Annotated in this window: 30 protein-coding genes; 13 read left to right on the top strand and 17 right to left on the bottom strand. The window is 42.2% G+C overall.

All coding sequences use genetic code 11. The features are described from left to right. Positions 1-58: 58 nt before the first annotated feature. Positions 59-1,819 carry a DUF885 domain-containing protein gene (locus AC1DU2_RS15255; protein WP_477385174.1) on the bottom strand — a complete coding sequence of 587 codons (1,761 nt, stop codon included), beginning with the start codon at positions 1,817-1,819 and terminating at the stop codon, positions 59-61. A gap of 84 nt (positions 1,820-1,903) precedes the next feature. On the opposite strand from AC1DU2_RS15255, the gene AC1DU2_RS15260 reads away from it, so the two are divergent. The 7 genes from AC1DU2_RS15260 (at position 1,904) to rpsJ (ending at position 7,718) form a co-directional block, all read left to right on the top strand. After that, entirely contained in the window at positions 1,904-2,026 is a 123-nt protein-coding gene (locus AC1DU2_RS15260) for a hypothetical protein (protein ID WP_255369811.1), read from the top strand. 482 nt (positions 2,027-2,508) lie between these two features. After that, a complete protein-coding gene (locus tag AC1DU2_RS15265) occupies positions 2,509-2,697 on the top strand; it encodes a hypothetical protein (RefSeq protein WP_477367667.1) in 189 nt (62 codons plus the stop codon). A gap of 122 nt (positions 2,698-2,819) precedes the next feature. Next, entirely contained in the window at positions 2,820-3,503 is a 684-nt protein-coding gene (locus AC1DU2_RS15270; protein WP_477385175.1) for a hypothetical protein, read from the top strand. 581 nt (positions 3,504-4,084) lie between these two features. Then, positions 4,085-4,507 carry a 30S ribosomal protein S12 gene (rpsL, locus tag AC1DU2_RS15275; protein WP_090645085.1) on the top strand — a complete coding sequence of 141 codons (423 nt, stop codon included), beginning with the start codon at positions 4,085-4,087 and terminating at the stop codon, positions 4,505-4,507. Between the two features lie 19 nt (positions 4,508-4,526). Continuing rightward, a complete protein-coding gene (gene rpsG, locus AC1DU2_RS15280) occupies positions 4,527-4,994 on the top strand; it encodes a 30S ribosomal protein S7 (RefSeq protein WP_076377343.1) in 468 nt (155 codons plus the stop codon). A gap of 160 nt (positions 4,995-5,154) precedes the next feature. Continuing rightward, positions 5,155-7,266, top strand: a complete 2,112-nt coding sequence (fusA, locus tag AC1DU2_RS15285; RefSeq protein WP_090645079.1) for an elongation factor G — start codon at positions 5,155-5,157, stop codon at positions 7,264-7,266. 146 nt (positions 7,267-7,412) lie between these two features. Next, positions 7,413-7,718, top strand: coding sequence for a 30S ribosomal protein S10 (rpsJ, locus tag AC1DU2_RS15290; protein ID WP_022830652.1), 306 nt, complete (start codon positions 7,413-7,415; stop codon positions 7,716-7,718). Between the two features lie 604 nt (positions 7,719-8,322). Here rpsJ and AC1DU2_RS15295 read toward each other — a convergent pair. From AC1DU2_RS15295 to AC1DU2_RS15320, 6 genes are all read right to left on the bottom strand, one after another. Next, positions 8,323-8,727, bottom strand: a complete 405-nt coding sequence (locus AC1DU2_RS15295) for a VOC family protein (protein WP_477385176.1) — start codon at positions 8,725-8,727, stop codon at positions 8,323-8,325. 85 nt (positions 8,728-8,812) lie between these two features. Further along, positions 8,813-9,169: an MmcQ/YjbR family DNA-binding protein gene (locus AC1DU2_RS15300; protein WP_477385177.1), complete on the bottom strand. Its 357-nt coding sequence runs from the start codon at positions 9,167-9,169 to the stop codon at positions 8,813-8,815. A 9-nt stretch (positions 9,170-9,178) separates the two neighbouring features. Next, positions 9,179-9,742 (bottom strand): hypothetical protein, encoded by a 564-nt coding sequence (locus AC1DU2_RS15305; RefSeq protein WP_477385178.1) that lies wholly within the window; start codon positions 9,740-9,742, stop codon positions 9,179-9,181. 1 nt (position 9,743) lies between these two features. Further along, a complete protein-coding gene (locus AC1DU2_RS15310; RefSeq protein ID WP_477385179.1) occupies positions 9,744-10,091 on the bottom strand; it encodes a VOC family protein in 348 nt (115 codons plus the stop codon). Between the two features lie 51 nt (positions 10,092-10,142). Further along, entirely contained in the window at positions 10,143-10,742 is a 600-nt protein-coding gene (locus AC1DU2_RS15315; RefSeq protein ID WP_477385180.1) for a tetratricopeptide repeat protein, read from the bottom strand. Between the two features lie 81 nt (positions 10,743-10,823). After that, the gene (locus AC1DU2_RS15320) at positions 10,824-11,435 is read right to left on the bottom strand and encodes a hypothetical protein (protein ID WP_477385181.1); all 612 of its coding nucleotides are present in this window, start codon (positions 11,433-11,435) and stop codon (positions 10,824-10,826) included. Positions 11,436-11,595: 160 nt separating this feature from the next. Between AC1DU2_RS15320 and AC1DU2_RS15325 the strand changes: the two genes are divergently transcribed. Together AC1DU2_RS15325 and pruA are read left to right on the top strand one after the other, a co-directional pair. Beyond that, complete coding sequence (locus AC1DU2_RS15325) at positions 11,596-11,790, top strand: KOW motif-containing protein (protein ID WP_477367636.1); 195 nt, start codon at positions 11,596-11,598, stop codon at positions 11,788-11,790. A 100-nt stretch (positions 11,791-11,890) separates the two neighbouring features. After that, entirely contained in the window at positions 11,891-13,528 is a 1,638-nt protein-coding gene (gene pruA / locus AC1DU2_RS15330; protein ID WP_477385182.1) for an L-glutamate gamma-semialdehyde dehydrogenase, read from the top strand. A 123-nt stretch (positions 13,529-13,651) separates the two neighbouring features. Here pruA and AC1DU2_RS15335 read toward each other — a convergent pair whose 3' ends face one another. The 9 genes from AC1DU2_RS15335 to AC1DU2_RS15375 all read right to left on the bottom strand — a co-directional run bounded on the left by AC1DU2_RS15335 (position 13,652) and on the right by AC1DU2_RS15375 (position 21,680). Further along, the gene (locus AC1DU2_RS15335) at positions 13,652-15,082 is read right to left on the bottom strand and encodes a serine hydrolase domain-containing protein (protein ID WP_477385183.1); all 1,431 of its coding nucleotides are present in this window, start codon (positions 15,080-15,082) and stop codon (positions 13,652-13,654) included. Between the two features lie 10 nt (positions 15,083-15,092). After that, on the bottom strand, positions 15,093-15,641 hold the full coding sequence (locus AC1DU2_RS15340; RefSeq protein ID WP_477385184.1) for a hypothetical protein: 549 nt from the start codon (positions 15,639-15,641) through the stop codon (positions 15,093-15,095). Positions 15,642-15,648: 7 nt separating this feature from the next. After that, complete coding sequence (locus AC1DU2_RS15345; RefSeq protein ID WP_090467170.1) at positions 15,649-16,575, bottom strand: aspartate carbamoyltransferase catalytic subunit; 927 nt, start codon at positions 16,573-16,575, stop codon at positions 15,649-15,651. An 84-nt stretch (positions 16,576-16,659) separates the two neighbouring features. Beyond that, positions 16,660-17,040, bottom strand: a complete 381-nt coding sequence (locus AC1DU2_RS15350) for a four helix bundle protein (RefSeq protein WP_477385185.1) — start codon at positions 17,038-17,040, stop codon at positions 16,660-16,662. A gap of 63 nt (positions 17,041-17,103) precedes the next feature. After that, on the bottom strand, positions 17,104-17,649 hold the full coding sequence (gene pyrR, locus AC1DU2_RS15355; RefSeq protein WP_477385186.1) for a bifunctional pyr operon transcriptional regulator/uracil phosphoribosyltransferase PyrR: 546 nt from the start codon (positions 17,647-17,649) through the stop codon (positions 17,104-17,106). Positions 17,650-17,817: 168 nt separating this feature from the next. Beyond that, entirely contained in the window at positions 17,818-18,213 is a 396-nt protein-coding gene (locus tag AC1DU2_RS15360; RefSeq protein ID WP_477385187.1) for an ACT domain-containing protein, read from the bottom strand. A gap of 8 nt (positions 18,214-18,221) precedes the next feature. Continuing rightward, positions 18,222-18,767: an RNA 2'-phosphotransferase gene (locus tag AC1DU2_RS15365; RefSeq protein ID WP_477385188.1), complete on the bottom strand. Its 546-nt coding sequence runs from the start codon at positions 18,765-18,767 to the stop codon at positions 18,222-18,224. Positions 18,768-18,838: 71 nt separating this feature from the next. Then, complete coding sequence (gene rpsA, locus AC1DU2_RS15370) at positions 18,839-20,818, bottom strand: 30S ribosomal protein S1 (protein WP_477367608.1); 1,980 nt, start codon at positions 20,816-20,818, stop codon at positions 18,839-18,841. 199 nt (positions 20,819-21,017) lie between these two features. Continuing rightward, positions 21,018-21,680 carry an ACP phosphodiesterase gene (locus AC1DU2_RS15375; protein WP_477385189.1) on the bottom strand — a complete coding sequence of 221 codons (663 nt, stop codon included), beginning with the start codon at positions 21,678-21,680 and terminating at the stop codon, positions 21,018-21,020. A gap of 170 nt (positions 21,681-21,850) precedes the next feature. Between AC1DU2_RS15375 and tyrS the strand changes: the two genes are divergently transcribed. From tyrS to AC1DU2_RS15395, 4 genes are all read left to right on the top strand, one after another. Further along, a complete protein-coding gene (tyrS, locus tag AC1DU2_RS15380; protein WP_477385190.1) occupies positions 21,851-23,134 on the top strand; it encodes a tyrosine--tRNA ligase in 1,284 nt (427 codons plus the stop codon). A gap of 136 nt (positions 23,135-23,270) precedes the next feature. Next, complete coding sequence (gene parS / locus AC1DU2_RS15385) at positions 23,271-23,765, top strand: type II RES/Xre toxin-antitoxin system antitoxin (RefSeq protein WP_477367599.1); 495 nt, start codon at positions 23,271-23,273, stop codon at positions 23,763-23,765. Further along, positions 23,765-24,220 (top strand): RES family NAD+ phosphorylase, encoded by a 456-nt coding sequence (locus AC1DU2_RS15390; protein WP_477385191.1) that lies wholly within the window; start codon positions 23,765-23,767, stop codon positions 24,218-24,220. The genes parS and AC1DU2_RS15390 overlap by 1 nt, the downstream gene beginning before the upstream one ends. A gap of 242 nt (positions 24,221-24,462) precedes the next feature. Further along, the gene (locus AC1DU2_RS15395) at positions 24,463-25,347 is read left to right on the top strand and encodes a GLPGLI family protein (RefSeq protein WP_477385192.1); all 885 of its coding nucleotides are present in this window, start codon (positions 24,463-24,465) and stop codon (positions 25,345-25,347) included. 28 nt (positions 25,348-25,375) lie between these two features. Here AC1DU2_RS15395 and AC1DU2_RS15400 read toward each other — a convergent pair whose 3' ends face one another. After that, the gene (locus AC1DU2_RS15400) at positions 25,376-26,080 is read right to left on the bottom strand and encodes a PH domain-containing protein (RefSeq protein WP_477385193.1); all 705 of its coding nucleotides are present in this window, start codon (positions 26,078-26,080) and stop codon (positions 25,376-25,378) included. Positions 26,081-26,129 lie beyond the last annotated feature (49 nt).

Here is a 26,129-nt window from a genome sequence, read left to right on the forward strand (position 1 = left end):
CACGCTGCAATGACATGCTTTTTTCAGCTTTCAGCTTTACGCCTTAAGCTTTCGACTCTTACAAAACATCGCCCCAGGTGCTTTTGTCTTTCAGCATAATTTCTCTTAGCATACCAATTTGCGGCATACCGTGGTCAAGTACGGCATCATGGAATTTTTTGAGGGAGTAATTTGCGCCCTCCTGTTTTTGGTAATCATCGCGAAGTTTCAGGATTTCCAGCTTGCCAATGGTGTAAAACAGGTAGCCCGGGTCAAAGGTACCGCGTATGGCCTCCTGGCGCGATGGTTTATCGCCCTGGTACCAGTTGTTCATGAAAAACTTGGTGGCATCATCTACATTCATGCCCTGGGTGTGGGTTTTGATGGATACGCATAACCGGCAAAGCCTCAACAAGGCATCGCCCGATTGTGCCAGCCGGTATTTGGCTGCCTTTACCGGGTCGCCGTTGTGTCCGTAGCCTTCGTCGGCCATCATTTTTTCGCAATAGTGTGCCCAGCCTTCCACGAAAGCGTAGCTGCCGAAGATCTTTTCAATTTTGGTTGCCGATGATGCATTCAGGTGCAAAAACTGGGTATAGTGGCCCGGGTAGGCTTCGTGGATGGTTACATTATCGGTGGTGTAATAGTCAAACTGTTTCAGCCAATCTTCTTTTTGCTGGGCTGTCCATTTAGGGTCAACCGGGGTTATATAATAATAGGCCTCGGTAGCGGTAGTTTCAAACGGGCCGGGCGTATCCATTGATGCGGTGCCGGTGGCTCGGGCGTATTGCGGTGTTTCCTCAACCTTCACCCGCACCTGCGACGGCATGGTAACGATGTTTTTATCTATCAAAAACTGACGGATCTGCTCCAGGTTCTTTTTGGCATCCGGGATCAGGCTTTCGGCAGTTGGGTGATCCTTTTGCAGGTCGTGGTACACATCAACCGGCTTTTTATTGGGGTTGATAATCCTGGCCGCGGCATTAAACGAATCCTGTTCTTTTTTTAACTGGGCCAGGCCAATTTCCAGCACCTTATCAGGCGAAAGCTTTATTCCCTCACTGTATAACAGCATTTTTTGGTAGCTGGCTGTACCAATGGCGTATTTGTTATTGGCTTTGGGCAATTTTACTTTTTTCAGATAAGCGGCAAAGTCATTTACTGCTGCTATGGCTGCTGCGTTAACCTTGTTGAAGGTTTTCAAGAGCGTATCGTTCTTTACATCTTTTAGGGCCACCTTCAGGTCCCCGCCCAAAAAAGCAGCCGAGCCTTCTGCTATCTGTATAGCGGTTTCTACGTACGGTTTCGCCAGGGTATCGTTCAGATTTAGTTTGGCATCGGCCATCATTTTAGGGGCCTGTTTTTCTATGGCGATGATGGATTTTACCCTATCGGCTATCGGTGCAAAATTGCGCTTTACATAAATACTTACATCAACCGCGCCGGCATAGGTCATGGGGTTTTTAGTAAAAGTACCCAGGTCTTCAAAAGTCCAGAGTTCCTGTTTAATAGCCGAGCGTAAAATGCGGTAATCGTAAAATATTTTAGGGCTAAAGGATGCCGTATCGGCTGAGTCCAATTTAGCAGCAAAATCTTTTAACCGCGCCAGTTCTTTTTCGATAGAGGCCTTACTGATATCGGTAACCTTGCCATCGTATTGGTGATACCCAAGGGCAACGCCATTGGCCGGCCGCCAGGCCAGGTAACCGTCGAGGTAGTCGTCGGCAATTTTTTGGAAAGCAGCATCGCCGGATACTGTATCACTGTTATTAGCTGCGGGTTTAGGCTTGCAACCGACGAGGATGCAAAAAGGAATAATCAGCAAGGATATTTTTTTCATGATGACTGTATTGTAAAAACCTAAGTTAATGGTTTTGAAAACAATTAACAGCCAACTTGTATTATAACTGTAAAACATACCACTATGAAAAAGAAATTCACCGGCATACTGTTGCTTGCAGCAATGGTTGCCACCTTAGCTACCAGCTGTGCTCCGCCAAGGAACATGCCGCATCCGCCAACGCCGCCAAAACCGGCAGCGCCATAATAAAAAAAGCCTTTAACTGTAAAAAGTTGAAGGCTTTTTTGCAGTGCAAACGTATATAATTGGGTTAACATAACTTAACACATTTCAGATAAAATATTTACAAATACTTAATAATCAATATTTTATACTTTAATCATGGTTAACACTAAACTGATAGCGCAATTTAGGCGCACCCAATTATTTGTGCCTGTTGTTGGCCAACACAAGTCCCTTCGGTACCTCAATCATTTTACCAGTATCAGGCAATAAAAACAAGGTGGGCTTTTAACATGGCAACCTGCTACAAAAACACAGGCAACCTGGCCGATTATAAAACCTGATGCTGAAAGCCAAAGAGTTTGCCCTGCCCGAATCGCCCTATTACCAGCAGATCATCAACGCGGTTTTTTAATAAAATGCCACCCCGGTTAATCCTTTTCAAAAACAAATCGTCATACATATGTACGTTGTTTAATTAACAGCTACCATTAAAATTAAACACCATGAAAAAGAGATTTGTTGCATTTGCACTATTAATATCAGCAGTAGTAGTATCGGTATCATCGGGTTGTGTGGTACGCGATGGATATGGAAGAGGGTATCATAACGGCCGCGGCCACGACCGCGATCATGACGACCACGGACGTGGCCACGACCATGATTACAACCAGGGTGGCTATAACCACTACTAAAAAAAAATATTGTTTTGAGTGATTGTTTGTGAGTGATTGATGACAAGGCGGTGAGTAATCACCGCTTTGTTTGTTTGATGCTTTTGGGTTTTAACGTAACTTGCTTTAAGTTTAAACCCGATATGATTACTTATTTCCCCTTGGACAACCATCACACACCTTTATTTGCTGAAATTGGCCAGGCTATCAAAAACCTCTATCCTATTGGGCTGCATGTAGATGACCCGCAATACAACGAGTATCCTGGCATAAAAAAGATTGCTGCTGTTATTGAACAGAACATGACAGATAATAAGCGTTTTAATGAACCATGGAAGGCATTTTTGAAACAATTAAAAAGCACGGCAAAAAAGAGGGTACAAAACTGTGGCTATGCCCATGAGCTTGCATTTAGTGGCGAATTAATTTTAGAACGATACCAGGATAAATCTTTTAGCAGAACAAAAAAGATAGTTTTTTCGGTCAGCCTTATATCACCATATTATACTATCTATGGGCTTGACGAAACCGGCATAAAAGATATTTTGCGCGAAAGACCAGTTGAATATCGGGCAATAAACGTGATCACAGTATCGCCTTACAAGGAATTTGAAGACAAATTCAATTTTTTAAAATCGGAAATCGAACAGTGGTTTTCAGGGTACAAATTTATTCCCGTAAGAATTTGTTTTTCTTATATAAAAGAGCTGCGAACACCTTCCAGCTATCCTAATGAGTGCACCGTTCATAATGCGCTGTTTAATAATCCTTTTGATTATTACGATAAGCCTCATTTTCGCGGTGAGATATATTATGGAAGCGAATAAAGAATATTATTGAGGTCGAGTTACCACGCACTTATTTAAAACACCACGAAAATCAAACTAAGATTTTCGATTATATAGCCCTCTTATTTACCCAAGCCCCGCAATAGCGATGGACGTGAATACCGGCCAATGTGGCTAAGGCCGGTGCAGTATGAACAAACAGCGCGGGCCGCAGGCATTGCCATTATTTAGATAAAGGGCTTTTTTCTTTATATATTATTTTAGATATAGTAGTAACGAGTAGTCAACTTGGTAATTGCCTCTGCACATCGGGGATTGCTTCGTTCCTCGTACCGACGGTAAGTTTTGAATATTTGATTAACTACATTTATTGCACGTCACAAGGATTTTTCCAGGTTTCACCTGATGGATACACAGCCACGACGATGCTACGAACAGCGGTTTCAATAAGTCGCTATAACGCCTAAATTATCAACCAATTATCCCTCAACGCCCCCTTCCATCCTCCAAACCAACCCTTTACAAAACTTTTTCTATCCAATCCCTTGAAAATCAAAAAATACTCCGTACCTTTGCAGTCCTTAAAATAAGGATAAAACTGTAAATACAAAAAGGAAAAAATGCCTACTATTCAGCAATTAGTTAGAAAAGGTAGAGTAGCTCTGGTTGACAAGAGTAAGTCGCCAGCGTTGGACAGCTGTCCACAGCGAAGAGGAGTATGCACACGCGTGTATACCACTACCCCTAAAAAACCAAACTCAGCAATGCGTAAAGTTGCCCGTGTGCGCTTAACCAATGGTAAAGAAGTAAATGCTTACATACCAGGTGAAGGTCACAACTTACAGGAGCACTCTATTGTTTTGATCCGCGGTGGTCGTGTTAAGGATTTACCAGGTGTACGTTACCACATCATCCGTGGTGCTTTGGATACATCGGGTGTTGCCGGCCGTAACCAACGTCGTAGTAAATACGGAACAAAACGTCCTAAACCAGGTCAGGTAGCTGCACCTACTAAGGGCGCACCAGCTAAGAAGAAAAAATAATTAAGGAGGATAGAAAGCAATGAGAAAGTCAAAACCAAAAAAGAGAATTATCCTTCCTGATCCAAGGTTCAATGATACCCTGGTTACAAGGTTTGTAAATAACATGATGTATGATGGTAAAAAATCTACTGCATACTCTATATTTTATAACGCAGTTGATATTGTTGAAAAGAAAACCAGCGAAAGCGGTTTAGAAACCTGGAAAAAGGCTTTAAACAATGTAATGCCTGCAGTTGAAGTTAAAAGCCGTCGTGTTGGTGGTGCTAACTTCCAGGTACCAACCGAAGTTCGTCCTGAGCGTAAAATCGCTTTAGGCATGAAATGGTTAATCAGCTATGCCCGTCGTCGTGGTGAAAAAACCATGATGGAGAAATTAGCCGGCGAGATCATATCAGCAGCTAAAGGTGAAGGTGCAGCAGTTAAAAAGAAAGAAGATACGCACAAAATGGCTGAAGCCAACAAAGCGTTCTCTCACTTTAGATTCTAATTAGTGAATTATTGAATTAGTGAATTATTGATTAGATAACATTATGCTAATCAGTAATTCATTATTTCGCCAATCACTTTCTAAAAATATAAGTGAATGACTTAATTAGTGAAATTCAATTAAATCACTAATTCAATAAATCAATAACTCAATAATTACCATGTCAAGAGATCTAAGATTTACAAGAAATATAGGTATTGCCGCTCACATTGATGCCGGTAAAACTACCACAACCGAGCGTATACTTTACTATGCTGGTGTAAGCCACAAAATTGGTGAAGTACACGAAGGTGCAGCTACCATGGACTGGATGGCACAAGAGCAGGAACGTGGTATTACCATTACATCTGCTGCTACCACAGTTAACTGGAACTACAGAGGTCAAAAATACCATATCAACATTATTGATACACCGGGCCACGTGGATTTTACCGTTGAGGTAAACCGCTCGCTACGTGTATTAGATGGTTTGGTATTCCTTTTTAGCGCGGTTGATGGTGTTGAGCCACAATCAGAAACCAACTGGAGACTTGCAAATAACTATAACGTTGCCCGTATAGGCTTCGTAAATAAAATGGACCGTAGCGGTGCCGACTTTTTAAATGTTGTAAAACAGGTAAAAAGCATGTTGGGCAGCAACGCAGTGCCTTTGCAATTGCCAATTGGTTCTGAAGAGAAATTCCAGGGTGTGGTTGATTTAATTAACTGGAGAGGTATTGTTTGGAATGAGCATGATAAAGGTATGACCTTTACTGAAGTGCCTATCCCAGAGGATATGATCGAGGAAGCTACAGAGTGGAGAGAGAAATTGCTTGAATCAGTAGCTGAGTATGACGAAAGCCTGATGGAGAAATTCTTCGATGCTCCTGAAACAATTACTGAGCGCGAAGTACTTGATGCATTGCGTAAAGCAGTTTTAGATGCTAAAATTGTTCCTATGGTTTGTGGTTCATCTTTCAAAAACAAAGGTGTACAAACTATGCTTGATTACGTGATGGAATTATTGCCTTCGCCAATGGACGTTGAAGGTATTGTAGGCCACCACCCTGATACAAACGAAGAAATTTTACGTAAACCATCTGAAAAAGAGCCATTTGCAGCATTGGCGTTTAAAATTGCAACCGATCCTTTCGTAGGTAGGTTGTGCTTTATCCGCGTATACTCGGGTAACCTTGAGGCTGGTTCATATGTGCACAACATGCGTTCAGATAACAAAGAGCGTATATCACGTATCTTCCAGATGCATGCTAACAAGCAAAACCCTATCCCTAACGTGGGTGCAGGTGATATTGCTGCGGTAGTAGGCTTTAAAGATATTAAAACAGGTGATACCCTTTGCGATGAGAAATTCCCGATCATCCTTGAATCGATGAATTTCCCTGACCCGGTTATCGGTTTAGCTATTGAGCCTAAAACTCAGGCTGATGTTGATAAATTAGGTATTGCTTTAGGTAAATTATCTGAAGAAGATCCAACCTTCCACGTAAAATCTGACGAAGAAACCGGTCAAACCGTTATTAGCGGTATGGGCGAGCTTCACTTAGATATCATCATGGACCGTTTGAAACGTGAGTTTAAAGTAGAGGTTAACCAGGGCGCGCCACAAGTTGCTTACAAAGAAGCAATTACAGGTACTGTTCAGCACCGCGAAACTTACAAGAAACAAACCGGTGGTCGTGGTAAATTTGCCGATATCCAGGTTATACTTTCACCAAATGACGAAGGTAAAGAAGGTTTACAGTTTGTGAACGAAATTAGCGGTGGTTCAATCCCCCGTGAGTTTATCCCATCTGTTGAAAAAGGCTTTGCAGCTTCAATGGCAAACGGTGTATTAGCCGGCTTCCCTTTAACCAGCTTAAAAGTACGTTTAATCGATGGTTCGTTCCACGCGGTCGATTCAGATGCGCTATCTTTCGAGTTAGCAGCTAAGATGGCTTACCGTGAGGCATTGCCAAGGTGTAAACCAGTATTGCTTGAGCCAATCATGAAAATCGAGATCCTTACCCCTGAAGAAAACATGGGTGATGTAATCGGTGATATGAACCGTCGTCGTGGCCAGCTGTTAGGTATGGATTCACGTGCAGGTGCACAGGTAATTAAAGCTACTGTACCACTTTCAGAAATGTTTGGCTATGTAACCCAGTTACGTACCATCACATCTGGCCGTGCTACTTCAACCATGGAGTTTGATCACTATGCTGAAGCACCACGTAACGTACAGGAAGAAGTAGTTGCCAAAGTAAAAGGCAAAAAAGCTGCTGCAAACGCATAATTAAGTTGAATGGTTGATTGAGTGAGTGGTTGATTAAGTTTTAAAACCTAATCAACTTAATCTAACTCAATCAACCTAATCAACAAATAAATAAACAATCAATTACCCTAATAAATAGCTCTTAGGGTGGTTAAAATCAAATTAACATGAGCCAAAGAATCAGGATCAAATTAAAATCTTACGATTACAACCTGGTAGATAAATCTGCCGAGAAAATCGTAAAAACAGTAAAGCCAACAGGCGCTGTTGTTAGCGGACCACTTCCGTTACCAACCGAAAAGAAAATTTTCACCGTTTTACGTTCACCACACGTAAACAAAAAGGCACGTGAGCAATTTCAATTATGCTCATACAAGCGCTTATTAGACATTTACAGCTCGAACTCGAAAACTGTTGATGCCCTGATGAAGCTTGAGTTGCCAAGCGGCGTTGAAGTTGAAATCAAAGTTTGATAGATGCCCGGCCCACTGAAAGGTGTGGGACAACATAAAAAAACACCATCCGGTTTCGGGTGGTGTTTTTTTGTTATATAGTTTTTTGGGAAGGTTCGCTACCCTTCCACATCCGTTATTGCGAGACACGAAGCAATCCCTAACTGTACACGTCGAATCTGCAAAACTGCTCTGAAAGTCGGGGGATGCTTGGTATCTACCCATTACATATTCAATTTCCCTGTCATCCTGAGGAACGAATGATTTATTCTACGGCCATGAATTGCCGCCCTGTAAAGTTTGCGAATAGATGCTTCGTTCCTCAGCATGACAGTTTCTTATTGTCTGTCATTTTCCCTTCGGAGCGCCAGAATTTACCCACTCAGYCAATGACGCGAGGGTATTGACGATCAAAAAATCTTACTACTTGATACTAATTACTTACTACTAAAAGGGCGATGCCTGCGGCCCGGGCTCTATGCTCATACTGCACAGGCCTTAGCCACATTGGCCGGTATCCGCGCCGATCCCTATCGCGAAATTTTGTCTGAACCGGAATTTTCAGAATTAAAGAATTAACAGGATTTTATACTCTTAATTCTTGGCTCTAATCTCTTGACTCTGCTCAGCCCGGCAGCTGGCTCATGTCCATGTACGCAAACTCCCATAGGTGGCCGTCAAGGTCCTGGAAACCCCAGCCGTACATCCAGCCATGGTCTTGCTTGTCGTTTGGTGTGGTAGCACCCGAAGCAACGGCTTTGGCTATCATTTCGTCAACAGCTTCGCGGCTATCTAAGGAGATGCAGTTGATAGTTTCAGTTACTTTAGTTGCATCAGCAATTTCCTTTTTGGTAAAAGTTTTAAAAAAGGGCTCGGTTACCAGCATAAAGAAAATAGTATCGCTTATCACTAACGAGCCGGCTACTTCGTTGGTAAATTGTGGATTGAAAGAATAGCCCAGGCTGGTAAAAAATTCGATGGATTTGTTAAGGTCTTTAACCGGTAGGTTTACAAAAATTTGAGTTGCCATGATAGTTTGTTTGTTATTGTTATGATACAAATGTAGCACCCCAATGTTAAAACAATGCGGTGCAGATACGACAATTAAAGGGTGTTTATTCCCCGCCTGTATGAAGTTGTTTTTTTACCCTGGCCGGCAGTTTATCAGCTATAAGCCGGTACGATTGTTTGATATAAAACTCCCAGGCGCTTTCACTGAGGCAATTGATATCAGCTATATGCACCCATTTATAGCGCCCAATGTAAGCTTGTGGCGAAAAGCATTCCTTTTGCAGGGTTTCTTCAAAGTCCTCATCCGGCACTTTAACCGATGCTGTTACCGGCACCGAATCGGGACCGGTAAACAGGAAGGTTTTACCGCCAACGTTAAAACACAGGTGATGATCCAGTTTGATATCCTCGGTAACACCGGGCAATTGATGGCAAATAGATTGAATGGTTTCTATGTTCATGCTGCGATGTTAATCTGTATCATAATTATATTTTATAAACCTCTGCTTGTCAAACGCGGCTTTATGATACACGTCTTGGGTGTATTTTTTGTCTTCCTGAACATCGTCATAAGACACCCCGGCATCACGATGCAGTACAAAATCTTTTTTTACCAAATCATATTTAAACGTCGTGATCCGGTTCCAGCGGTAGCGGCTGCCGCCATAATACTCCAGCGAAAAATATCGCCCTTTAATGGTTATACCTTCAAAGGGATCGCCAAACATGCCGCCGCAGCCTTTACAAAGCACCGCACTATCGTTACGGGCATAAAGCGACAAGCCGCCACCTTTTTTACCAAAAAGTATCAACAGCGGCCTTGCTGTTTGGGCGCTGTCTGTTTCGTGGTTATATTTTAAAGCTAATACAACATCAGGGTAGGTATCCTGGTTAAAGTCGCCGGTTTCATAGGCCAGTACCGAGTAGTCTTTCGCTATAAATGGCCTCAACTTAGCAGCGACAATCTTTTTTGATTGAGCGAAAGTTGAATTACCTATTATCAATAACACGGATAATATAAGTAGCTTTTTCATCTTACTTTTTATACAATTCAATTTTCCGGCCATCGGGGTCAATAACAACGCTCATAAAGCCAAATGCTGTTGATACCGGCTGTGATACAAATACAGTGTTATTCTCCTTTAACAGTTCAATGGTTGTATCAAAATTATCAATCTCAAAACCTAAGCGCAAGCTTTTATCGGCCTCGGTTTGGCTTTTTGTAAGCGGATAAATTTCAATAACGGTTTCACCAACGGTAGCTAAATAATGATAAGGAGCATCGCCGTGCTTATGATAATCGAAAGCAAAACCTAACAACTCATAAAACGTGGCGAGCTTTTGCATATCGCCTGTTCTGATTACCAATAGTTTTATTTTCATGATGAATTACTCCCTCCGCCCTTGTAGTAAGCAATTACGCTCGTCGTGAATTTATAAATCGACCCATATTTTTACATTTGCCGGCGGCCGCCGGCTCTTTTTATGCTCCATATATGCCTTTATTTCCGCGGCGTCTTCGGCATCGGGTTGCAGCCTTAAATACACCTGGTAACTGGCAAACATCTGGTCGGTCTCGGCATATGTTAATCCTTCTGTTTTTAGCAGGTTGGCGTAGCATTTACCTATATACCAGTTGGCCGAGTAATACTGCCCACTCAGCTTATCAATCAAGGGTAAGGCCTTTAAAAATTCATTAACCGATTTTCTGTCCTGCGCATTTTCAAAATAACCTATTCCGCTGTACCAACGGGCTGCTACATTATTTGAATCTGCTTTTAAAACCTGTTGAAGCACGATTTCTGCTGCTTTGTACTTTTTTTGCTGAATCAGGGTAAGCCCCAGCTGGCATTGATAAATAAGGTTTGCCGGTTCGGCCTTGATACCATCCCTAAACACGCCTTCGGCCTTTCTTAACTGGCCCTTATCTAAAAAGGTATTGCCTTTTTCCAGGTAATCTTCCTGCGCTAAACATCTTATGGTAGCAGTGATTAAAATCAACGTCAAAAAGGTATATTTTGCAAGGCTTTTCATCTGATAAAATTTGGTTTAACGGGGATATTTTTTTTGAGCTATTATGATGTAGTGAAGCCCCCTCACTCTTTTTGTAGTTCTTTACCGCCTCATCGAGATATTTTGGTGTACCCATTTTGCCTCATCTTCGGGCGTCACTTTGTCTGCAGAACTATTTGTTCTGCTGAATGTGGCCTGTGCAAAATGATAAGGCTCACTATCGTCAAAAAACGGACCGACAACACCCAGCATCCATCCATTTTTTGCGGCCCAGTGRGGGACATCAACCCGATATTTAAACACCTCATAGTGTACAAAATTGCTGTTTCCGTCAAAATCAATTGTAACCCGTTTTATATGTTCAATTTCGTCGGGGCAGGCATCAAGTTCTGTCGGAAACTCGAGCCAGACTGCCAGGGCGCTTTCTGCACCCTTTAAAAGCGTAAAATATTCTGCGGGGAAAAGCGCGACCTTATCATATTTTTTTAAAAGATGATAAGCATCATGCCTTGAGAGGATGTTTTGTGCAAATGGCAAAATATCATCTGTTGATATCTCGGTTTCGCTGTTCAACTGATCAAAAAGTGGCTGGATTCTGTTAAACCGGAGGCTTTCGAGTTTTTTTCGTTGAGCCCTTACTTTTAAAAATCGGTATGCAACAAAACCGATAAGGGCAAAAACAACAGCTGCGATGATGATAAATAGCATTTCCATTTTAGTATGAATATAAATTTAAAAAATGAATAATTTATATCGGGAAAGCATATCTTTCTACCTAAAAACCGCGCGGCCTTAAACTCCAAAATGCCCGCGGTTTACAATGATGTTAACAGACATTAATTACCGTAGATTACAAACTAAACAACACACAAATATGACTACACAAAATTTAAAGGATGGAGACGACTGCAAAGTTATCGGCGGCACCCATGCCGGAAAATGCGGCAAAGTACGTGATATAAACACAAGCAAAACCGGGCACATTACCATTACCGTTGTACAAGAAAACGGCGACCGGTTTAAAACATTAGGAAAGAATGTAGTTGTGGTATCTAAAGAAAATCCCTGAAATATAGCCCCAATTCTACCCCATCAACATTTTGACACTCCCCTCACCCATCGTCAGTCACAAAATGCCTATCTTTGCCCCTATTAATTGACGACCCATTATGCTTAAAGGATTTTTTAATGTCCCGGCTCCTGTAAACGAGCCGGTTTTAAACTATGGACCCAGAAGTTTAGAGCGTGTAGCCCTCAAAGCCGCTTTAGACGAGGCCCGCGCACAACAGTTAGATATACCTATGTACATTGGCGCACAGGAAGTACGCACCGGCACCAAGCTGGAAATTCGTCCGCCGCATGATCATAAACACCTGTTAGCTACATTTAGCGAAGGTGATGCCAGCCATGTAACCGCTGCCATTGATGCAGCCCTTGCCGCCAAAGCCGACTGGGAAAACCTACCCTGGGAGCAACGTGCCGCCATATTTTTAAAAGCTGCAGATTTAATTGCCGGCCCGTACCGCGCTACCATCAACGCGGCTACCATGCTTGGTCAATCAAAAAACGCTTACCAGGCCGAGATCGATTCGGCTTGCGAACTGATAGATTTTCTGCGTTTTAACGTAGAATACATGACCGAAATTTACAAGCAACAGCCACCTGTATCGGGCAAAGGCGTTTGGAACCGCTTAGAGCAACGCCCGCTGGAAGGCTTTGTGTTTGCATTAACCCCGTTCAACTTTACAGCAATTGCCGGTAATTTACCTGCATCGGCTGCTATGATGGGTAACGTTGTAGTTTGGAAACCTGCTTACCCGCAGATTTACGCTGCCAATGTGATCATGAAAATATTCAAAGAAGCCGGTGTACCCGCTGGCGTTATCAACCTGATTTATGTTGATGGCCCGGTTGCAGGCGAAGTGATTTTTAACCATCCCGATTTTGCAGGAATCCACTTCACCGGATCAACCAAGGTTTTCCAGAACATCTGGCAAACTATTGGTACCAACATCCACAAATACAAAACCTACCCGCGCATTGTAGGCGAAACCGGTGGTAAAGATTTTGTACTTGCCCACCCAAGCGCCAATGCCGACGTGGTGAGCACAGCCCTTGTTCGTGGTGCTTTTGAATACCAGGGACAAAAATGCTCTGCAGCTTCAAGAGCTTACGTCCCAGCTTCGTTATGGCCAGCGGTAAAAGCAAACATGCAGCGCGATATCACCTCATTTAAAATGGGCCCGGTTGAGGACTTTGAAAACTTTATCAATGCCGTTATTACCGAAGTATCTTTTGATAAACTGGCCAAATACATTGATGCTGCTAAAACAGACGAAGGTGTTGAAATTGTTGCCGGTGGCAGCTACGATAAAACCAAAGGCTGGTTTGTGGAGCCAACTGTATTAAAAGTTGATGACCCTTACTACGTAACCATGTGCGAAGAGCTGTTTGGCCCCGTATTAACCATTTACGTATACGAGGACGATCAATTTGATGAGGTACTTAACATTGTAGATAAAACATCCATCTACGCGCTTACAGGCTCTATTATCTCGCAAGACCGTTATGCCATTGCCAAAGCAACCCAGCACTTACGCAACGCCGCAGGTAACTTTTACATTAATGATAAACCTACAGGTGCCGTTGTTGGCCAGCAGCCATTTGGCGGCGCCAGGGGATCGGGCACTAATGATAAAGCAGGCTCCATGATTAACCTGTTGCGCTGGGTTTCTCCTCGCACTATCAAAGAAACCTTCGATCCGCCGAAAGATTACAGGTATCCGTTTTTGGCTAAGGAATTGTAGAAGAAGCCCCACCCAAACCCTCCCCTGAAGGGAGAGGGCTTAAAAAAAACAAGAGGTTGTATCTTTCGATGCAGCTTCTTTTTGTATTATGTTTTATGTTTGAATATTGCCGTAGAAAGGCGCTTACTGCAACTTCTTCAAAATATTTATCCCGACCATATCTACTGTTTCACCGCAGTTTGATAGCACCACTACAGCAAGATTCTTCTCGCGGTTAAAAGCTAAAAACGAACTGCTGCCAAACGTACCACCGTTATGAAAAATGTACTCTATACCGTTAACGGTGATAATATGCCAGGCCAGGCCCAGTTTAGCGTCCTTTTTAAAAGTTAACTGATGGGTTAACTCCATAGCCCTGCCCAATTTATCGTCGGGCGGATCCATATTGGCTTTAACATAGGTCAGCAAGTCGTTAACCGACGAATGTAAAGCTCCACAGGGTGCCAAAGCGTCAAATTCCCATAAAGGCGTTACATTACCCTCGCCGTTATAAACAATAGCTTCACGGGCCTGCAACGCAGCTGTTAAATACTGTGCTGTACTCTCCATTTTTAATGGTTTGCAAATCACATCGGCCACCAGCTGATTGTAAGTTTTACCGCTTACCTGCGCAAGTATGGTTCCTAACAAGCCCACTGCCAAATTGGAATACGCATACTGTTCGCCCGGCACACTGTTTAGCTTACAGGTTTTTAGATAAGCGAACAGGAACTTTTTATTGTATAGCTTATAGGGATTAAGAGGATCAGTGTTGGCTGGCAAATTATCGGGCATCCGTTCCAGGCCAGAAGTGTGGTTGCTTAAAGTAAGCAGTGTAATACCCTTTAAATTGGGATTGGCCGCCACAGAATCGGGCAGGTATTTGGTGATGGGGTCGCTCAGTTTTAACTTGCCTTCATTTACATAGTAGGCCAAAATAACCGATGTAAAAGTTTTGGTGATAGAACCAATCTCGAAGATGGTGTTGGCGTCGGGCAGGTTACTTTTGCCTTTGGCTGTTTCGCCATACCCGTAAGTGCTAATGTTATTATCTTTTAAAACACCAATACTGAGGCCGGCGGTATTAGCCTGCTCAATGTAAGGGGAAACAGACTCTGCTACCGCGTTATCTATAATGGTAAGCATTTTGTTCGACGTTGCAGCCCGTTCTATCCTGTGGGCTGTAGCCTCTTTAAATGGCTGAAAAAGCAAAATATCAATCTTGTTAGCCTGGTCAAGGCCTATCAGCAATTGTAACGTAACGCTGTTGAAGATCACTTTATAGGTAGCTACCTTATTATTTACAAAACTGACCAACGATGATCCCCTGATCTCGCCCAGCGGAAAAAGCTGTTTCTCGCTCACATTCCCAAAAGCCGTGCGGCTTAGCTGCGCTTTGAAGCTATCGCCAGCAAGGGCATATATGGAATCGGCCTGTTTGGCATTAAAGTAGTGCTTTACCAAAGCGAATACCGAATCGGTTTTGCGTTGCTGGATGCTTTGGGCAGATGCGGTAGACGAAATCATCGAAAATACGATGAATATAATTAAACAATGAAGCGATTTGGATTTCATCTGCGAATTTTTAGTCGGGTTCCTGGAGTGTCTTTAATGAGGACTCATGATTTAACGGATCTGTTAACCTGTTAAACCTGCGCTCTTTTTTTGGCCAAGCTATCCTGTATATGATAACGGAAATAACAGTAGCCAAAATATAAGTAAAACCAATAAATTGGAACATGATTGCAGGGCTTTCCTCCACCCATCCCACAAAGTTGAACACCAGCAGAAATGCCAGCAAGCTTAATATCAGGAACAATATCGATCCGCAAATTGCAGCTCCGTCTTTGAGACAATAACCCCAAGGACCTTTTTTACGGGTTTCCTGCCACTTCTTTACAAATTTTATATTGTCGACATCATCGAGTGTGAGGCATTTTCCCTTAAGATCAAAAGCCCGACGTTTTCGGTGCCGTATCCCAGCTATAATCCAGAGTACAAAAACGGCACTGAAAATGACATTTTCCTGCAACCTTGTATACCTGATGAACATGCTGGCCAAAAAAGCGACGTTAACAAAAGCCATTATCAATTCAAAAGCACTATTTTTTACAAATACAATAGCTTTTTTCATGACATTTTTATGGCGTTTGTCCGGCCAGCAAATACAGCACGGCCATCCTCACGGCCACACCATTCTCTACCTGGTCTAATATAATAGATTGTTTGCTATCGGCTACATCACTTGTAATTTCCACCCCGCGATTGATCGGGCCAGGGTGCATTACCGTGATCTCTTTATCTAACGAATCAAGTATCGTTTTATTGAGTCCGAAAAGCATGGTATATTCCCTTAAAGATGGAAAATATTTAATATCCTGGCGCTCCAGCTGAATGCGCAGCATGTTGGCTACATCGCACCAGTTAAGGGCTTTGATCAGGTTATGCTCCACTTTAACACCTAATGAGCCAATATATTTAGGGATCAGCGTTGTGGGCCCGCACACCATAACCTCGGCACCCAATTGCTTAAGGCAAAGGATGTTTGATAGGGCAACCCTTGAGTGCAAAATATCGCCCACAATTACCACCTTTTTGCCGGCTACGTCGCCATATTTTTCGCGGATAGAAAATGCATCCAGCAACGCCTGCGTAGGGTGCTCATGTGCGCCATCGCCTGCGTTTACTATCTGGGCTTTTACGTGTTTAGACAAGAAGATGCCTGCACCTGCATAAGGATGCCGCATTACCACCATATCCACCTTCATGGCCAGGATGTTATTCACGGTATCAATTAGCGTTTCGCCCTTACTTACCGACGAAGATGATGCCGCGAAGTTCACCACATCTGCCGAAAGGCGCTTCTCTGCCAGTTCAAACGACAAACGGGTACGAGTGGAGTTTTCAAAAAATATATTGGCAATGGTTACATCGCGTAAAGAAGGCACTTTCTTTATCGGTCGGTTTAAAACGGATTTAAAGGTATCGGCGGTTTCAAATATCAACTCAATATCTGCCCGGTTTAAATCTTTTATGCCTAATAAGTGCCTTGTGCTTAGTCCTGCCATGATTTTTGATTTCGGATTTCGGATGTTCGATTTCGGATTTTTTTATTTTTGATTGTCCGATTTCTCATTCTCTGATTTCAGAATTTATTTTTTGATTTCTAATTTATTAATCCGCTGTTTCTCTTTTGCAGTTTTACCAATTGCGGTAAATATTGCTGTGAGTTCATTAGCTTCTTTCTTTAATGCTGTTATACTGTTTGGATCTATAAGCGCTGATTCTTCCATTAATTCTAACCAGTAGATAGACTCGTCTGCCTCTTCTTCAACTATAACTATCTTATTTATAAAATCAGCTGTTGATTTCCCTCTGCATGCCGACCTGTAATTTGCCCCAACAGATGTAGCGCATCTTATCAGTTGGTTTGATAAAATATCCAACGAACGATTTCGGGGAAGTCCTTCTATAAACTTGATAACATCGATAGAAAATTTACTTGTCCTTCGTTTTAGTTCTATTTTATCCATGCATACAAATCAAAAATCTCTGCTCCCTTAAATCCGAAATCGAACATCCTAAATCCGAAATACCTATTGTGCTTCCGATACCAGCACAATCTTATCCTCGCCATCGGTATCTTTCCAGCTTACCACCACCTTTTGACTCGCAATAGAATCTACTTCAATTCCTACGTAATCTGCCGCTACCGGTATATGTCTTGAATATCGCCTGTCAACCAATGCCAGCAGTTCTACCTTCTCGGGCCTACCAAATGCTTGCATGGCGTCCATGGCTGCACGGATGGTACGGCCTGTCCACAGTACATCGTCCATCATGATCACTTTTTTGCCTTCGATAATAAAATCAATTTTAGTTTGATTGGGCACCAATGGCGATCCCTGGCGGCGGAAATCGTCGCGGTAAAAGGTGATATCCAGGTCGCCCTGCATAATTTTACTTTCGGGGAGGATCTTGCGGAGCTCTTCGGCAACCCGGCGGGCCAGATAAATGCCCCTTGGCTGAATACCAATCAATACAGAGCCCGAAAAATCGTTATGATTTTCAATTAACTGGCGGCACAAACGTTGTATGGTGATCTGAAATTTCTGTCCGTCGAGCAGCGTTAGATTTTGCATCGTATGGGTGGATTTGGGCAAAAATAGTAAATAGTTTTGAGTTTTGAGTGATGTGTTTTGGAAGTGGATGTTGCTGCAATAGATTGGCCATTGCTTTGTTTCTACTCATGACAAAGCCTATCACGTCATTTTTTAATTCAGATGTCGCGGATAGTAGTATCCTTTGTTTTATTGCTTTGCCAATTGCTTCAAGGCCTCCATTGCCCGTTCTGCATCCTTTTTAGCTACAAAAATATGGTCGTGATAATAGGCGGCAACTACGTTACAGCTAATTCCTTCTTTGGCCAAAGCGGCAGAGAAAGCGGCGGTAAGGCCGGTGGCTTCTAAGGAAGAATGGATAGTTAACGTAATCCAGGCGGCAATGTATTCGTATTTTAAACCCAGTTGGTCGGCAATTTCCTTTTTAAGGATAACTGTAACGGCTTCCTCTTCTTTAAAAATACCCAAAACGTTTTTGATATCAATAGTATCAATATCGGTAACAGTACAATAAACATAATCCCCCTCATTCAATAAGGGAGTCATATTTCTCAATAGGTTGTCGAGGTTGGTTTCTCCGGCCATGGTTTAAACTACTTTTGTTCAATTTTAAGATATTTAACCGGGATATTGGTAGTTAGCCAAACGTTCTCGCTTGTTTGATAAAACACCCACCCGTCGGCCGATAAGGCTGCAGCATCAATTTCTATAAGCAAGGGCTTGCCGTGCCTTTTTCCAACCGACACCGCTACTTCCCTATCTGTTGATAAATGTACAAACTGTCGCTGCATAGCAAGCAAGCCATTTTCGCTGATAGCGTCAAACTTATTTGACGATGTACCATGATAAAGCAAAGCAGGCGGCTTAACAGCCTTTTCATCCAAAATCACTTCGATGGAATGGCCGTGCGTAGCCCTTATCTTACTGCCATCGTCACTAAATTCCCACCTCACTTTATCAAATGATTTGCTTAGTTCCACAATTTCGGCATGGGTAAAAACGTGGCCCTTTGTGGCGAGTGCTTTAATCAGCTCATCAACCGACGCCCAGCCAAAATCGTCTATGCTGAGGTTGCCATCTTCAGGGTGATGCCTGAGCCAGTAGCTAATGAGCTTACTGGTTTGTTTTGTATCCTTCATTGGTATTTAAGGTTATAAAAAAAGCCCTTCCGAATAATCGGAAGGGCTTAAGAATTGCTTAGTTTAAAAGCTTATGCTTCTTCGCCTTCAGATTCTTTTTTAGCAGCAGGGGCTGGCGCAGCTTTACGGGCTTTGCTTTCAGCACCTTCCATTTGCTCTTTTAACTGAGCTAATACGCTAAGGTCGCCTAAAGTTGATTTTTCAACTGATTCTTTCACTTTTTTAACCGCGTTGCTTGCAGATTTTGCTTCTTTTTTGCGGTTTTCAAATTCCTGAACACGAGCGTCAGCGCGAGCTTCTTCCCATATACGTGAGTGTGAAATTACGATACGTTTGTTTTCTTTGTTAAATTCAATGATTTTGAATTCAGCAGCTTCTTCAGCTTTAACGCTTTTGCCATCTTCTTTAACCAGGTGTTTGGTTGGCGCAAAGCCTTCAACACCGTAAGGTAAAGCTACGATAGCACCTTTGTCGGTTACTTTTAACACGGTACCTTCATGTATTGAATCAATAGTGAAGATGGTTTCAAAAGTATCCCAGGGGTTTTCTTCAAGCTGTTTGTGGCCTAAGCTTAATTTACGGTTATCGATATCAAGCTCTAAAACAACCACGTTTAATTTTTCACCAACTTTAGTGAATTCATTAGGGTGGTTAACTTTTTTAGACCATGATAAGTCGCTGATGTGGATTAAGCCGTCAATTCCGTCTTCCAGTTCAACAAACACACCAAAGTTGGTCATGTTTTTAACTGTAGCAACGTGAGTTGTGCCGATAGCGTATTTCTCGCCAGCGTTTTGCCATGGATCAGGAGTTAATTGTTTAACACCTAAGCTCATCTTGCGTTCGTCGCGGTCAAGTGTTAACACTTGTGCTTCAATCTCGTCACCAACTTTCAGGAATTCCTGAGGGTTACGCAGATTTTGTGACCATGACATTTCTGATACGTGGATTAAACCTTCAACACCAGGGATGATTTCAAGGAATGCACCGTAATCAGCAACAGTAACAATACGTCCTTTTACTTTCGAGCCTACAACGATATTCTCGTCAAGCGACTGCCAAGGGTGTGGAGTTAATTGTTTCAAGCCCAGAGCAATACGTTTTTTCTCGTCATCAAAATCAAGCACAACAACGTTGATTTTTTGATCCAATGCAAGAATTTCGCGCGGATGCTCAATACGGCCCCATGAAATATCAGTAATGTGTAATAAACCATCAACACCACCAAGGTCAATAAATACACCAAAGTCTGTAATGTTTTTAACAGTACCTTCCAATACCTGACCTTTTTCAAGGCGGGCAACGATTTCTGTTTTTTGGTTTTCCAAATCGTCTTCAATCAGCACTTTGTGCGATACCACTACGTTTTTAAACTCGTGGTTGATTTTAACAACTTTGAATTCCATTGTTTTACCAACGTACACATCGTAATCCCTGATAGGTTTGATATCGATTTGTGAACCTGGTAAGAAGGCTTCAACGCCCATGATATCAACAATTAAACCACCTTTAGTTCTGCTCTTCACAAAACCAGTGATGATCTCATCATTATCAAGTGCTGAATTAATGCGCTCCCATGATTTTTGAGTTTTTGCACGTTTACGTGAAAGTACTAACTGACCGTTAGCATCTTCTTGTGACTCTACAAATACGTCAACTGAATCACCGATCTTAAGATCAGGTGTATCACGGAATTCTGAAACTGAAACTAAACCGTCTGATTTAAATCCTACGTTCAGAACTACATCTTTGTTGTTAACGTTAACAACAATACCGGTGATGATTTCGCCTTTGGTGATAGAGCTGAAAGTTCCATCATACAATTTCTCAAATTTTTCACGGTCGCTATCGCTGTAGTTACCAAATTTTTTGTCGTCTGCATCCCAGTCGAAATCTTCGCTTGGTGTAGCTGCAATTTTAGATTTGATCTCTTCGATCGAGATTGAATCAGCTTCTGATTCAATAGTTTCTTTTTCGCCAGATGCGGTAACTGTACCCAGTTCAGCTTCTTTCGCTTTTAATTCTTTTTCTGCTTCTTGTTTTTTTGCCATTAAATAATTTATCTCCTTTTCCCAATTTGTTAATTGGGACTGCAAAGGTAAGGACATAATTTTATTAAAAAAAGAATTATTTAATGTTAATTGCTGATATTTAAGCCTTTTTGAGCCGATGGATTCATTTTTTGAGCAGGCGATTAAAGCAACGGCATCTTTTTTATTGAAAACGCGTTACATCAACCTGTTAGATGCGTTATAATTTGGCCTCTATCTCGGCAAAGATTGTCATAAAGTTACCTTCCAGGTAATCGCGGTATATACCTAACACGTCATTCATCGCCTCTTCCTGCTGCGGCGTAAAAGGATCTTTCCATACCCGCATACAAATACGCTTAAGCGCATAGGCTATCTGGTGGGTTTCGGCATAGGTATGCAGGTATTTGCTCGCTTTAAATTTTTCGTAAAATTTAAAAAACACTTCAGTGTTTTTCAGACCGGAAAAGGTCAGGAACTCGTTTATAGTTTCTGTTTTACAGCCGGATAGATGATCGTAAAACTCATCAACCTTTACTTTGCCCGTGGTTAATAGCAAATTATCAATAATAAGCTCCAATGCTATGTGGCCCAAAAAGAAAGGCTTTACCGGCGAGTCTTCGATAGCAGGGCGCAGGAGTTTTTTTAACTCGTGCGAGTGGGTTGCAAAAAAGTCAGAAGAGTGAAAATACCTGTCGACAGCCAGGTGCTTATTCCAGCCTACTATAATAGAATTAACATCGCTATCAGGGTGTTGCAGTTTTTCGGGGTGCAGGATAATGTGTTTATCAGCATTCTTCAACAGGTCGGGCAGTACCGTTCCCAATACGTGGTAACAGTTGCTGGTATCCCTGTCGAAATAATAATGCGATAAAAAATTCATAAGCATTGAGTTGCAAAATACCCCGTTTTGCTCAAGATACAAAGAATAAGTAATTATTTGAAATAGATTTTACGTGTAGTTAACGGTTGACAAAAAGTTTCCTAAAGTTACATTTTGGTAACTTTGTGCTTTAGCTTTATATCTTTGCAACCTTTGAAACAACACTTAATATGAATTTTGTTGAAGAACTAACCTGGCGCGGCATGCTGCATACCATTATGCCAGGCACCGAAGAAATGCTTAATAAAGGTATGGCTTCGGGATATATAGGATTTGACCCAACTGCAGATTCGCTGCACGTAGGCCACCTTACACAGATCATGACCCTGATCCACTTTCAGCGCGCGGGCCATAAACCATTCGCGCTGGTTGGCGGTGCTACCGGCATGGTGGGCGACCCTTCGGGCAAATCGCAGGAACGCAATTTATTATCTGAAGATGTTTTGCAACATAACCTGGAGGCTGTAAAGGCGCAACTTACCCGTTTTCTGGATTTTGACAGCGGCATGAACAGTGCCGAAATGGTGAACAATTACGATTGGTTTAAGAATTTTACTTTCCTCGATTTTATCCGCGATGTTGGAAAGCACATCACCGTAAACTACATGATGGCCAAAGATTCGGTTAAGAAACGCCTGGAAGGTGATACCGGGATGTCATTCACCGAGTTTACTTATCAGTTGGTGCAGGGATATGATTTTTATTACCTATGGAAACACCATAATTGCACCATACAAATGGGTGGCAGCGACCAATGGGGCAATATTGTTACCGGCACCGAGCTGATTCGCAGGAAAGATGCAGGCGAAGCTTTTGCACTTACTACCCAATTAATAAAAAAAGCAGATGGGACCAAATTTGGCAAAACCGAAAGCGGCGCCGTTTGGCTTGATCCGGAACGTACATCGCCTTACCAGTTTTACCAGTTTTGGTTAAACACTACCGATGTTGACGCGAAGGCCTACATCAGGATATTTACCTTGTATGATCGCGAAGTGATTGAAGCCTGGGAAACCGAGCATGATGCAGCACCACATACCAGAGTGTTACAAAAAGCATTGGCAAAAGATATTACCATTCGCGTGCATGGCGAAGCCGAGTATGAAAAAGCGATTAAATCATCAGAGTTTTTATTTGGGAATGTTGGCATAGAGTTTTTAAGCGAACTAAACGATGCCGAGGTATTGGCTTTATTTGCTGGTGTACCCAACTTTGCAATTTCGTTAACTGAATTACACGAGGGAATCAGCATTACCGATTTGTTAGCTGTTAAAACCACCATCTTCCCATCAAAGGGCGAAGCAAAGAAAACGATTGTTGGTGGTGGCGCATCAATAAACAAGGTAAAGATTGCAACGGCCGATGACGTTTATAATGCAGATGCTCTGTTAAACGGAAAATTTATAGTGGCGCAGAAAGGGAAAAAGAATTACTTTTTGATAGTGGCCGAATAAGCACATGATCAGGCTTGCGAAGTTTTTGAAAGTTCACAAGTCTTCTATTAAGTAAAGAAGCGATGAGTCGAAAACTCATCGCTTTTTTATTGACTAATATTTGTATATACGACAAATGGTAATTATATTTGTATATATGTCGTACAAAACAAAAAAAGAAACGCAAAACGTGCTCCACGAGCCTATGGTAGCCTATGGCAGCATGGGTACTATGCATTCGTTTTATAACTTGCTTGGAGGTACAAAAGCATTAACGCTCAACTCCGATTTTGACATCATTAACCTCGCTCGCCAGGGTTTCCCTAAAAGTGCGCTACTTTCACTGGCAAAAAAAATATCTTTAACTCTACAGGAGTTAGCCGTTATCTTACACATTAGCGAACGTACTTTACAGCGTTACGAAGACGATGCCATTATTAAAACTGAATACGCCGAAAAAGCCGTTGAGCTTGCCCGCCTTTATACCCGTGGGCAGGAAGTTTTTGGTTCGATGGATAAATTCAAAACCTGGATAAAAACTCCGTCACTTATATTCAAAGGCGAAGCCCCGGTTACCATCCTGGATACATCCGCAGGTTTTGATATGGTTTTTAAAGAATTGGGGCGAATTGAGCACGGTATTTTTGCCTGATGACAGTTTACCGCATTGCCAACTGCAACTATGCCGGTGATTTAACAGGCACAGGAGCCCATTTATATGGAGGCCGCTGGAACAGTGAAGGTAAATCGATGCTTTACACGGCTTCATCACGGGCGCTGGCGGTGCTTGAAGTATTGGTCCATTTGCCTCCCCTATTAGTACCTGACAATTTTTGCCTTGTAGAAATTGAGATCCCCGAAGATAATATCTATACCCTAAACCCGGCATTGTTGCCCCCACACTGGCGGGATATACCTGCCCCGGTGGCATTACGTCAATTGGGGGATGAGTTTTTAAAAAAACGCGAATACCTGGTAATGAAAGTTCCCTCATCCATTGTGCCTGCCGAATATAACTACCTTATAAATCCATTACATCCGGCTGCATCAGCGGTAAAACTAACAAACACAGAAACATTTAGCTTTGATGAGCGGCTTTTAAATTAGCTATTACTTTTTTAGCTGATTAAATACTTTAAATATCCCTAAATAAAACTGTACCCTATAGTTGGTTTTAAAATCTCGCCTCCTACTGTATTAGCACTCGGTCCCCTACCCTCTGGCAAACAAACTCAAATAAAAAAACCAATTATTTTATCTTTTACTACAGGTAATTGTAAAAACACTTGCAATTACTATAACTAAAATATTAGTTTTACAAAACCTCGAAACAAATTATAATAACCGATATGAAAACCTTTACAGTATTACTCATAAGTATATGCTTTTCAGTTTACAATGCATTGGCCCAAACACCGGATTTGGCAATTGCAAAAACCACTTACGAGTTTACTCATATAAGGGATACAACTAACCGCACCAAGCCCTATAAAGAAACTATGGTTTTACTAACTGGCCGGAATGCAAGTGTTTACCGAAGCCTTACCAAGCAACAACAGGAAGAAAAAATGGCCAACGAAATTGCAAACCAGGTTAAAGGGGCCGCCGACCCTAATCATCTTTCTTTAACTATTACCGGAGGCGGCGTGATAAGCAATGAGGAGTACTACCAATACACGGCCCCAAAAAAGCTATACACCGAAGAAAAGATTATTAACTTTTATTTGACAGAGGAATCACTGCCCGTTATTAACTGGACGATACAAAATGACACTTTGAACATCGGCACACTACATTGCCAAAAGGCTACTGCTCATTTTAAAGGGCGCGACTATGAAGCATGGTTCTGTGCCGACATTCCGTTTAAAAACGGCCCATGGAAACTAAATGGTCTCCCCGGTTTAATTGTACAGGCAGCTGACGTAAAAAAAGAAGTTGTTTTTAAATTTATGGGTTTTGAGGACATTAGCCAAAGCAAGCAAACCATACAGCCCCCCGCTGATGACATTAAAACACAGTCAAAAGAATTAGCCCGGCTAAAAGAAGCGAGGGACAAAAATCCGCAAGGGTTTATGAAAAGCGCACATGGCAATGTCAGCGGTGGTTCAAGAAACACAGGGCCGTCCCTTGCTAATATCGACCCTAATAAAATATCGTCTATAAATATTACCAGGGGCGACAATTTAAACTCCAAAACAAACAACAACCCGATAGAATTACCGGAAAAAAAGTAAACCTGCGTTAGGCAGGTTTACTTTTTTTTTAAAAATCGCTTAACAAATCAAGCTTTTTGGCATTGTACTCTTCCTGCGATATCAGCCCATTATCAAAAAGCATTTTAAGCCTCTTTAGCTTTTCAGTAAGTTCATCCGGTTTTGGGGCGGCAGCTTGTTGTACAACAGGCTCAGGAGCTGGAGTTGGAACGGGCGGAGCAACTGGCGCCGGCGTTGGTATTTGTGGCACGGCTACCGGTGGCTGGGCAGCAAACACCTGCTGAGTGGGTGCTGTACGAGCAGCGTTGTCAAACTGAACAGCGCCAGATTCTGCGCGTTTTTGTTCAAGGTCGCGTTGGCGGCGGGCTTCGCGTTCAACTTCTTTACGTTCCTGGGCGTACTGGTATAACTTACGGCCCTGCACTTTAGGCAGGTAATCAACAGCCATTTCGGCGCCGTTTGTGGTTTTTACGCTGAATATAGCGCCAATAATTTCTTCTTTTGTATATACATCAACAATATCCTTCCATACAAAATCAACAAATTTGATGGACAGGCCCAGGTTGGCCGGGGTAAAAAATAAGATACGTTTATTGGTTATGGCAATGCAATCCGGAAATAAATTCACCAATGGCTTTTTCTGAACCGCTATGTAAATGATCTCTTCACCAGAAGAAAGCAGGTCGACCAGGCGGAAATAAACTTTCTCAACCGTTTTTGGATCTTGTTCCTCGTTTAAAAATTTCTCAATCATGTTTTCAGCATTTATGATGCGTGCAAAAATAACAATAATACTTAAGTTG

Source organism: Mucilaginibacter sp. P4_C11 (assembly GCF_056402115.1).

Excerpts from the sequence above, each read along its gene's own strand:
- fusA (WP_090645079.1), top strand. The coding sequence starts at position 5,155 with ATGTCAAGAGATCTAAGATTTACAAGAAATATAGGTATTGCCGCTCAC.
- pyrR (WP_477385186.1), bottom strand. The coding sequence starts at position 17,649 with ATGCAAAATCTAACGCTGCTCGACGGACAGAAATTTCAGATCACCATA.
- rpsG (WP_076377343.1), top strand. The coding sequence starts at position 4,527 with ATGAGAAAGTCAAAACCAAAAAAGAGAATTATCCTTCCTGATCCAAGG.
- AC1DU2_RS15335 (WP_477385183.1), bottom strand. The coding sequence starts at position 15,082 with ATGAAATCCAAATCGCTTCATTGTTTAATTATATTCATCGTATTTTCG.
- rpsA (WP_477367608.1), bottom strand. The coding sequence starts at position 20,818 with ATGGCAAAAAAACAAGAAGCAGAAAAAGAATTAAAAGCGAAAGAAGCT.
- AC1DU2_RS15350 (WP_477385185.1), bottom strand. The coding sequence starts at position 17,040 with ATGGATAAAATAGAACTAAAACGAAGGACAAGTAAATTTTCTATCGAT.
- pruA (WP_477385182.1), top strand. The coding sequence starts at position 11,891 with ATGCTTAAAGGATTTTTTAATGTCCCGGCTCCTGTAAACGAGCCGGTT.
- AC1DU2_RS15305 (WP_477385178.1), bottom strand. The coding sequence starts at position 9,742 with ATGAAAAAGCTACTTATATTATCCGTGTTATTGATAATAGGTAATTCA.
- rpsJ (WP_022830652.1), top strand. The coding sequence starts at position 7,413 with ATGAGCCAAAGAATCAGGATCAAATTAAAATCTTACGATTACAACCTG.
- AC1DU2_RS15375 (WP_477385189.1), bottom strand. The coding sequence starts at position 21,680 with ATGAATTTTTTATCGCATTATTATTTCGACAGGGATACCAGCAACTGT.
- AC1DU2_RS15315 (WP_477385180.1), bottom strand. The coding sequence starts at position 10,742 with ATGAAAAGCCTTGCAAAATATACCTTTTTGACGTTGATTTTAATCACT.
- AC1DU2_RS15260 (WP_255369811.1), top strand. The coding sequence starts at position 1,904 with ATGAAAAAGAAATTCACCGGCATACTGTTGCTTGCAGCAATGGTTGCC.
- AC1DU2_RS15300 (WP_477385177.1), bottom strand. The coding sequence starts at position 9,169 with ATGAACATAGAAACCATTCAATCTATTTGCCATCAATTGCCCGGTGTT.
- AC1DU2_RS15255 (WP_477385174.1), bottom strand. The coding sequence starts at position 1,819 with ATGAAAAAAATATCCTTGCTGATTATTCCTTTTTGCATCCTCGTCGGT.
- AC1DU2_RS15360 (WP_477385187.1), bottom strand. The coding sequence starts at position 18,213 with ATGGCCGGAGAAACCAACCTCGACAACCTATTGAGAAATATGACTCCC.
- AC1DU2_RS15265 (WP_477367667.1), top strand. The coding sequence starts at position 2,509 with ATGAAAAAGAGATTTGTTGCATTTGCACTATTAATATCAGCAGTAGTA.
- AC1DU2_RS15340 (WP_477385184.1), bottom strand. The coding sequence starts at position 15,641 with ATGAAAAAAGCTATTGTATTTGTAAAAAATAGTGCTTTTGAATTGATA.
- parS (WP_477367599.1), top strand. The coding sequence starts at position 23,271 with ATGTCGTACAAAACAAAAAAAGAAACGCAAAACGTGCTCCACGAGCCT.
- AC1DU2_RS15325 (WP_477367636.1), top strand. The coding sequence starts at position 11,596 with ATGACTACACAAAATTTAAAGGATGGAGACGACTGCAAAGTTATCGGC.
- AC1DU2_RS15310 (WP_477385179.1), bottom strand. The coding sequence starts at position 10,091 with ATGAAAATAAAACTATTGGTAATCAGAACAGGCGATATGCAAAAGCTC.
- AC1DU2_RS15345 (WP_090467170.1), bottom strand. The coding sequence starts at position 16,575 with ATGGCAGGACTAAGCACAAGGCACTTATTAGGCATAAAAGATTTAAAC.
- tyrS (WP_477385190.1), top strand. The coding sequence starts at position 21,851 with ATGAATTTTGTTGAAGAACTAACCTGGCGCGGCATGCTGCATACCATT.
- AC1DU2_RS15390 (WP_477385191.1), top strand. The coding sequence starts at position 23,765 with ATGACAGTTTACCGCATTGCCAACTGCAACTATGCCGGTGATTTAACA.
- AC1DU2_RS15295 (WP_477385176.1), bottom strand. The coding sequence starts at position 8,727 with ATGGCAACTCAAATTTTTGTAAACCTACCGGTTAAAGACCTTAACAAA.
- AC1DU2_RS15270 (WP_477385175.1), top strand. The coding sequence starts at position 2,820 with ATGATTACTTATTTCCCCTTGGACAACCATCACACACCTTTATTTGCT.
- AC1DU2_RS15395 (WP_477385192.1), top strand. The coding sequence starts at position 24,463 with ATGAAAACCTTTACAGTATTACTCATAAGTATATGCTTTTCAGTTTAC.
- AC1DU2_RS15365 (WP_477385188.1), bottom strand. The coding sequence starts at position 18,767 with ATGAAGGATACAAAACAAACCAGTAAGCTCATTAGCTACTGGCTCAGG.
- rpsL (WP_090645085.1), top strand. The coding sequence starts at position 4,085 with ATGCCTACTATTCAGCAATTAGTTAGAAAAGGTAGAGTAGCTCTGGTT.
- AC1DU2_RS15400 (WP_477385193.1), bottom strand. The coding sequence starts at position 26,080 with ATGATTGAGAAATTTTTAAACGAGGAACAAGATCCAAAAACGGTTGAG.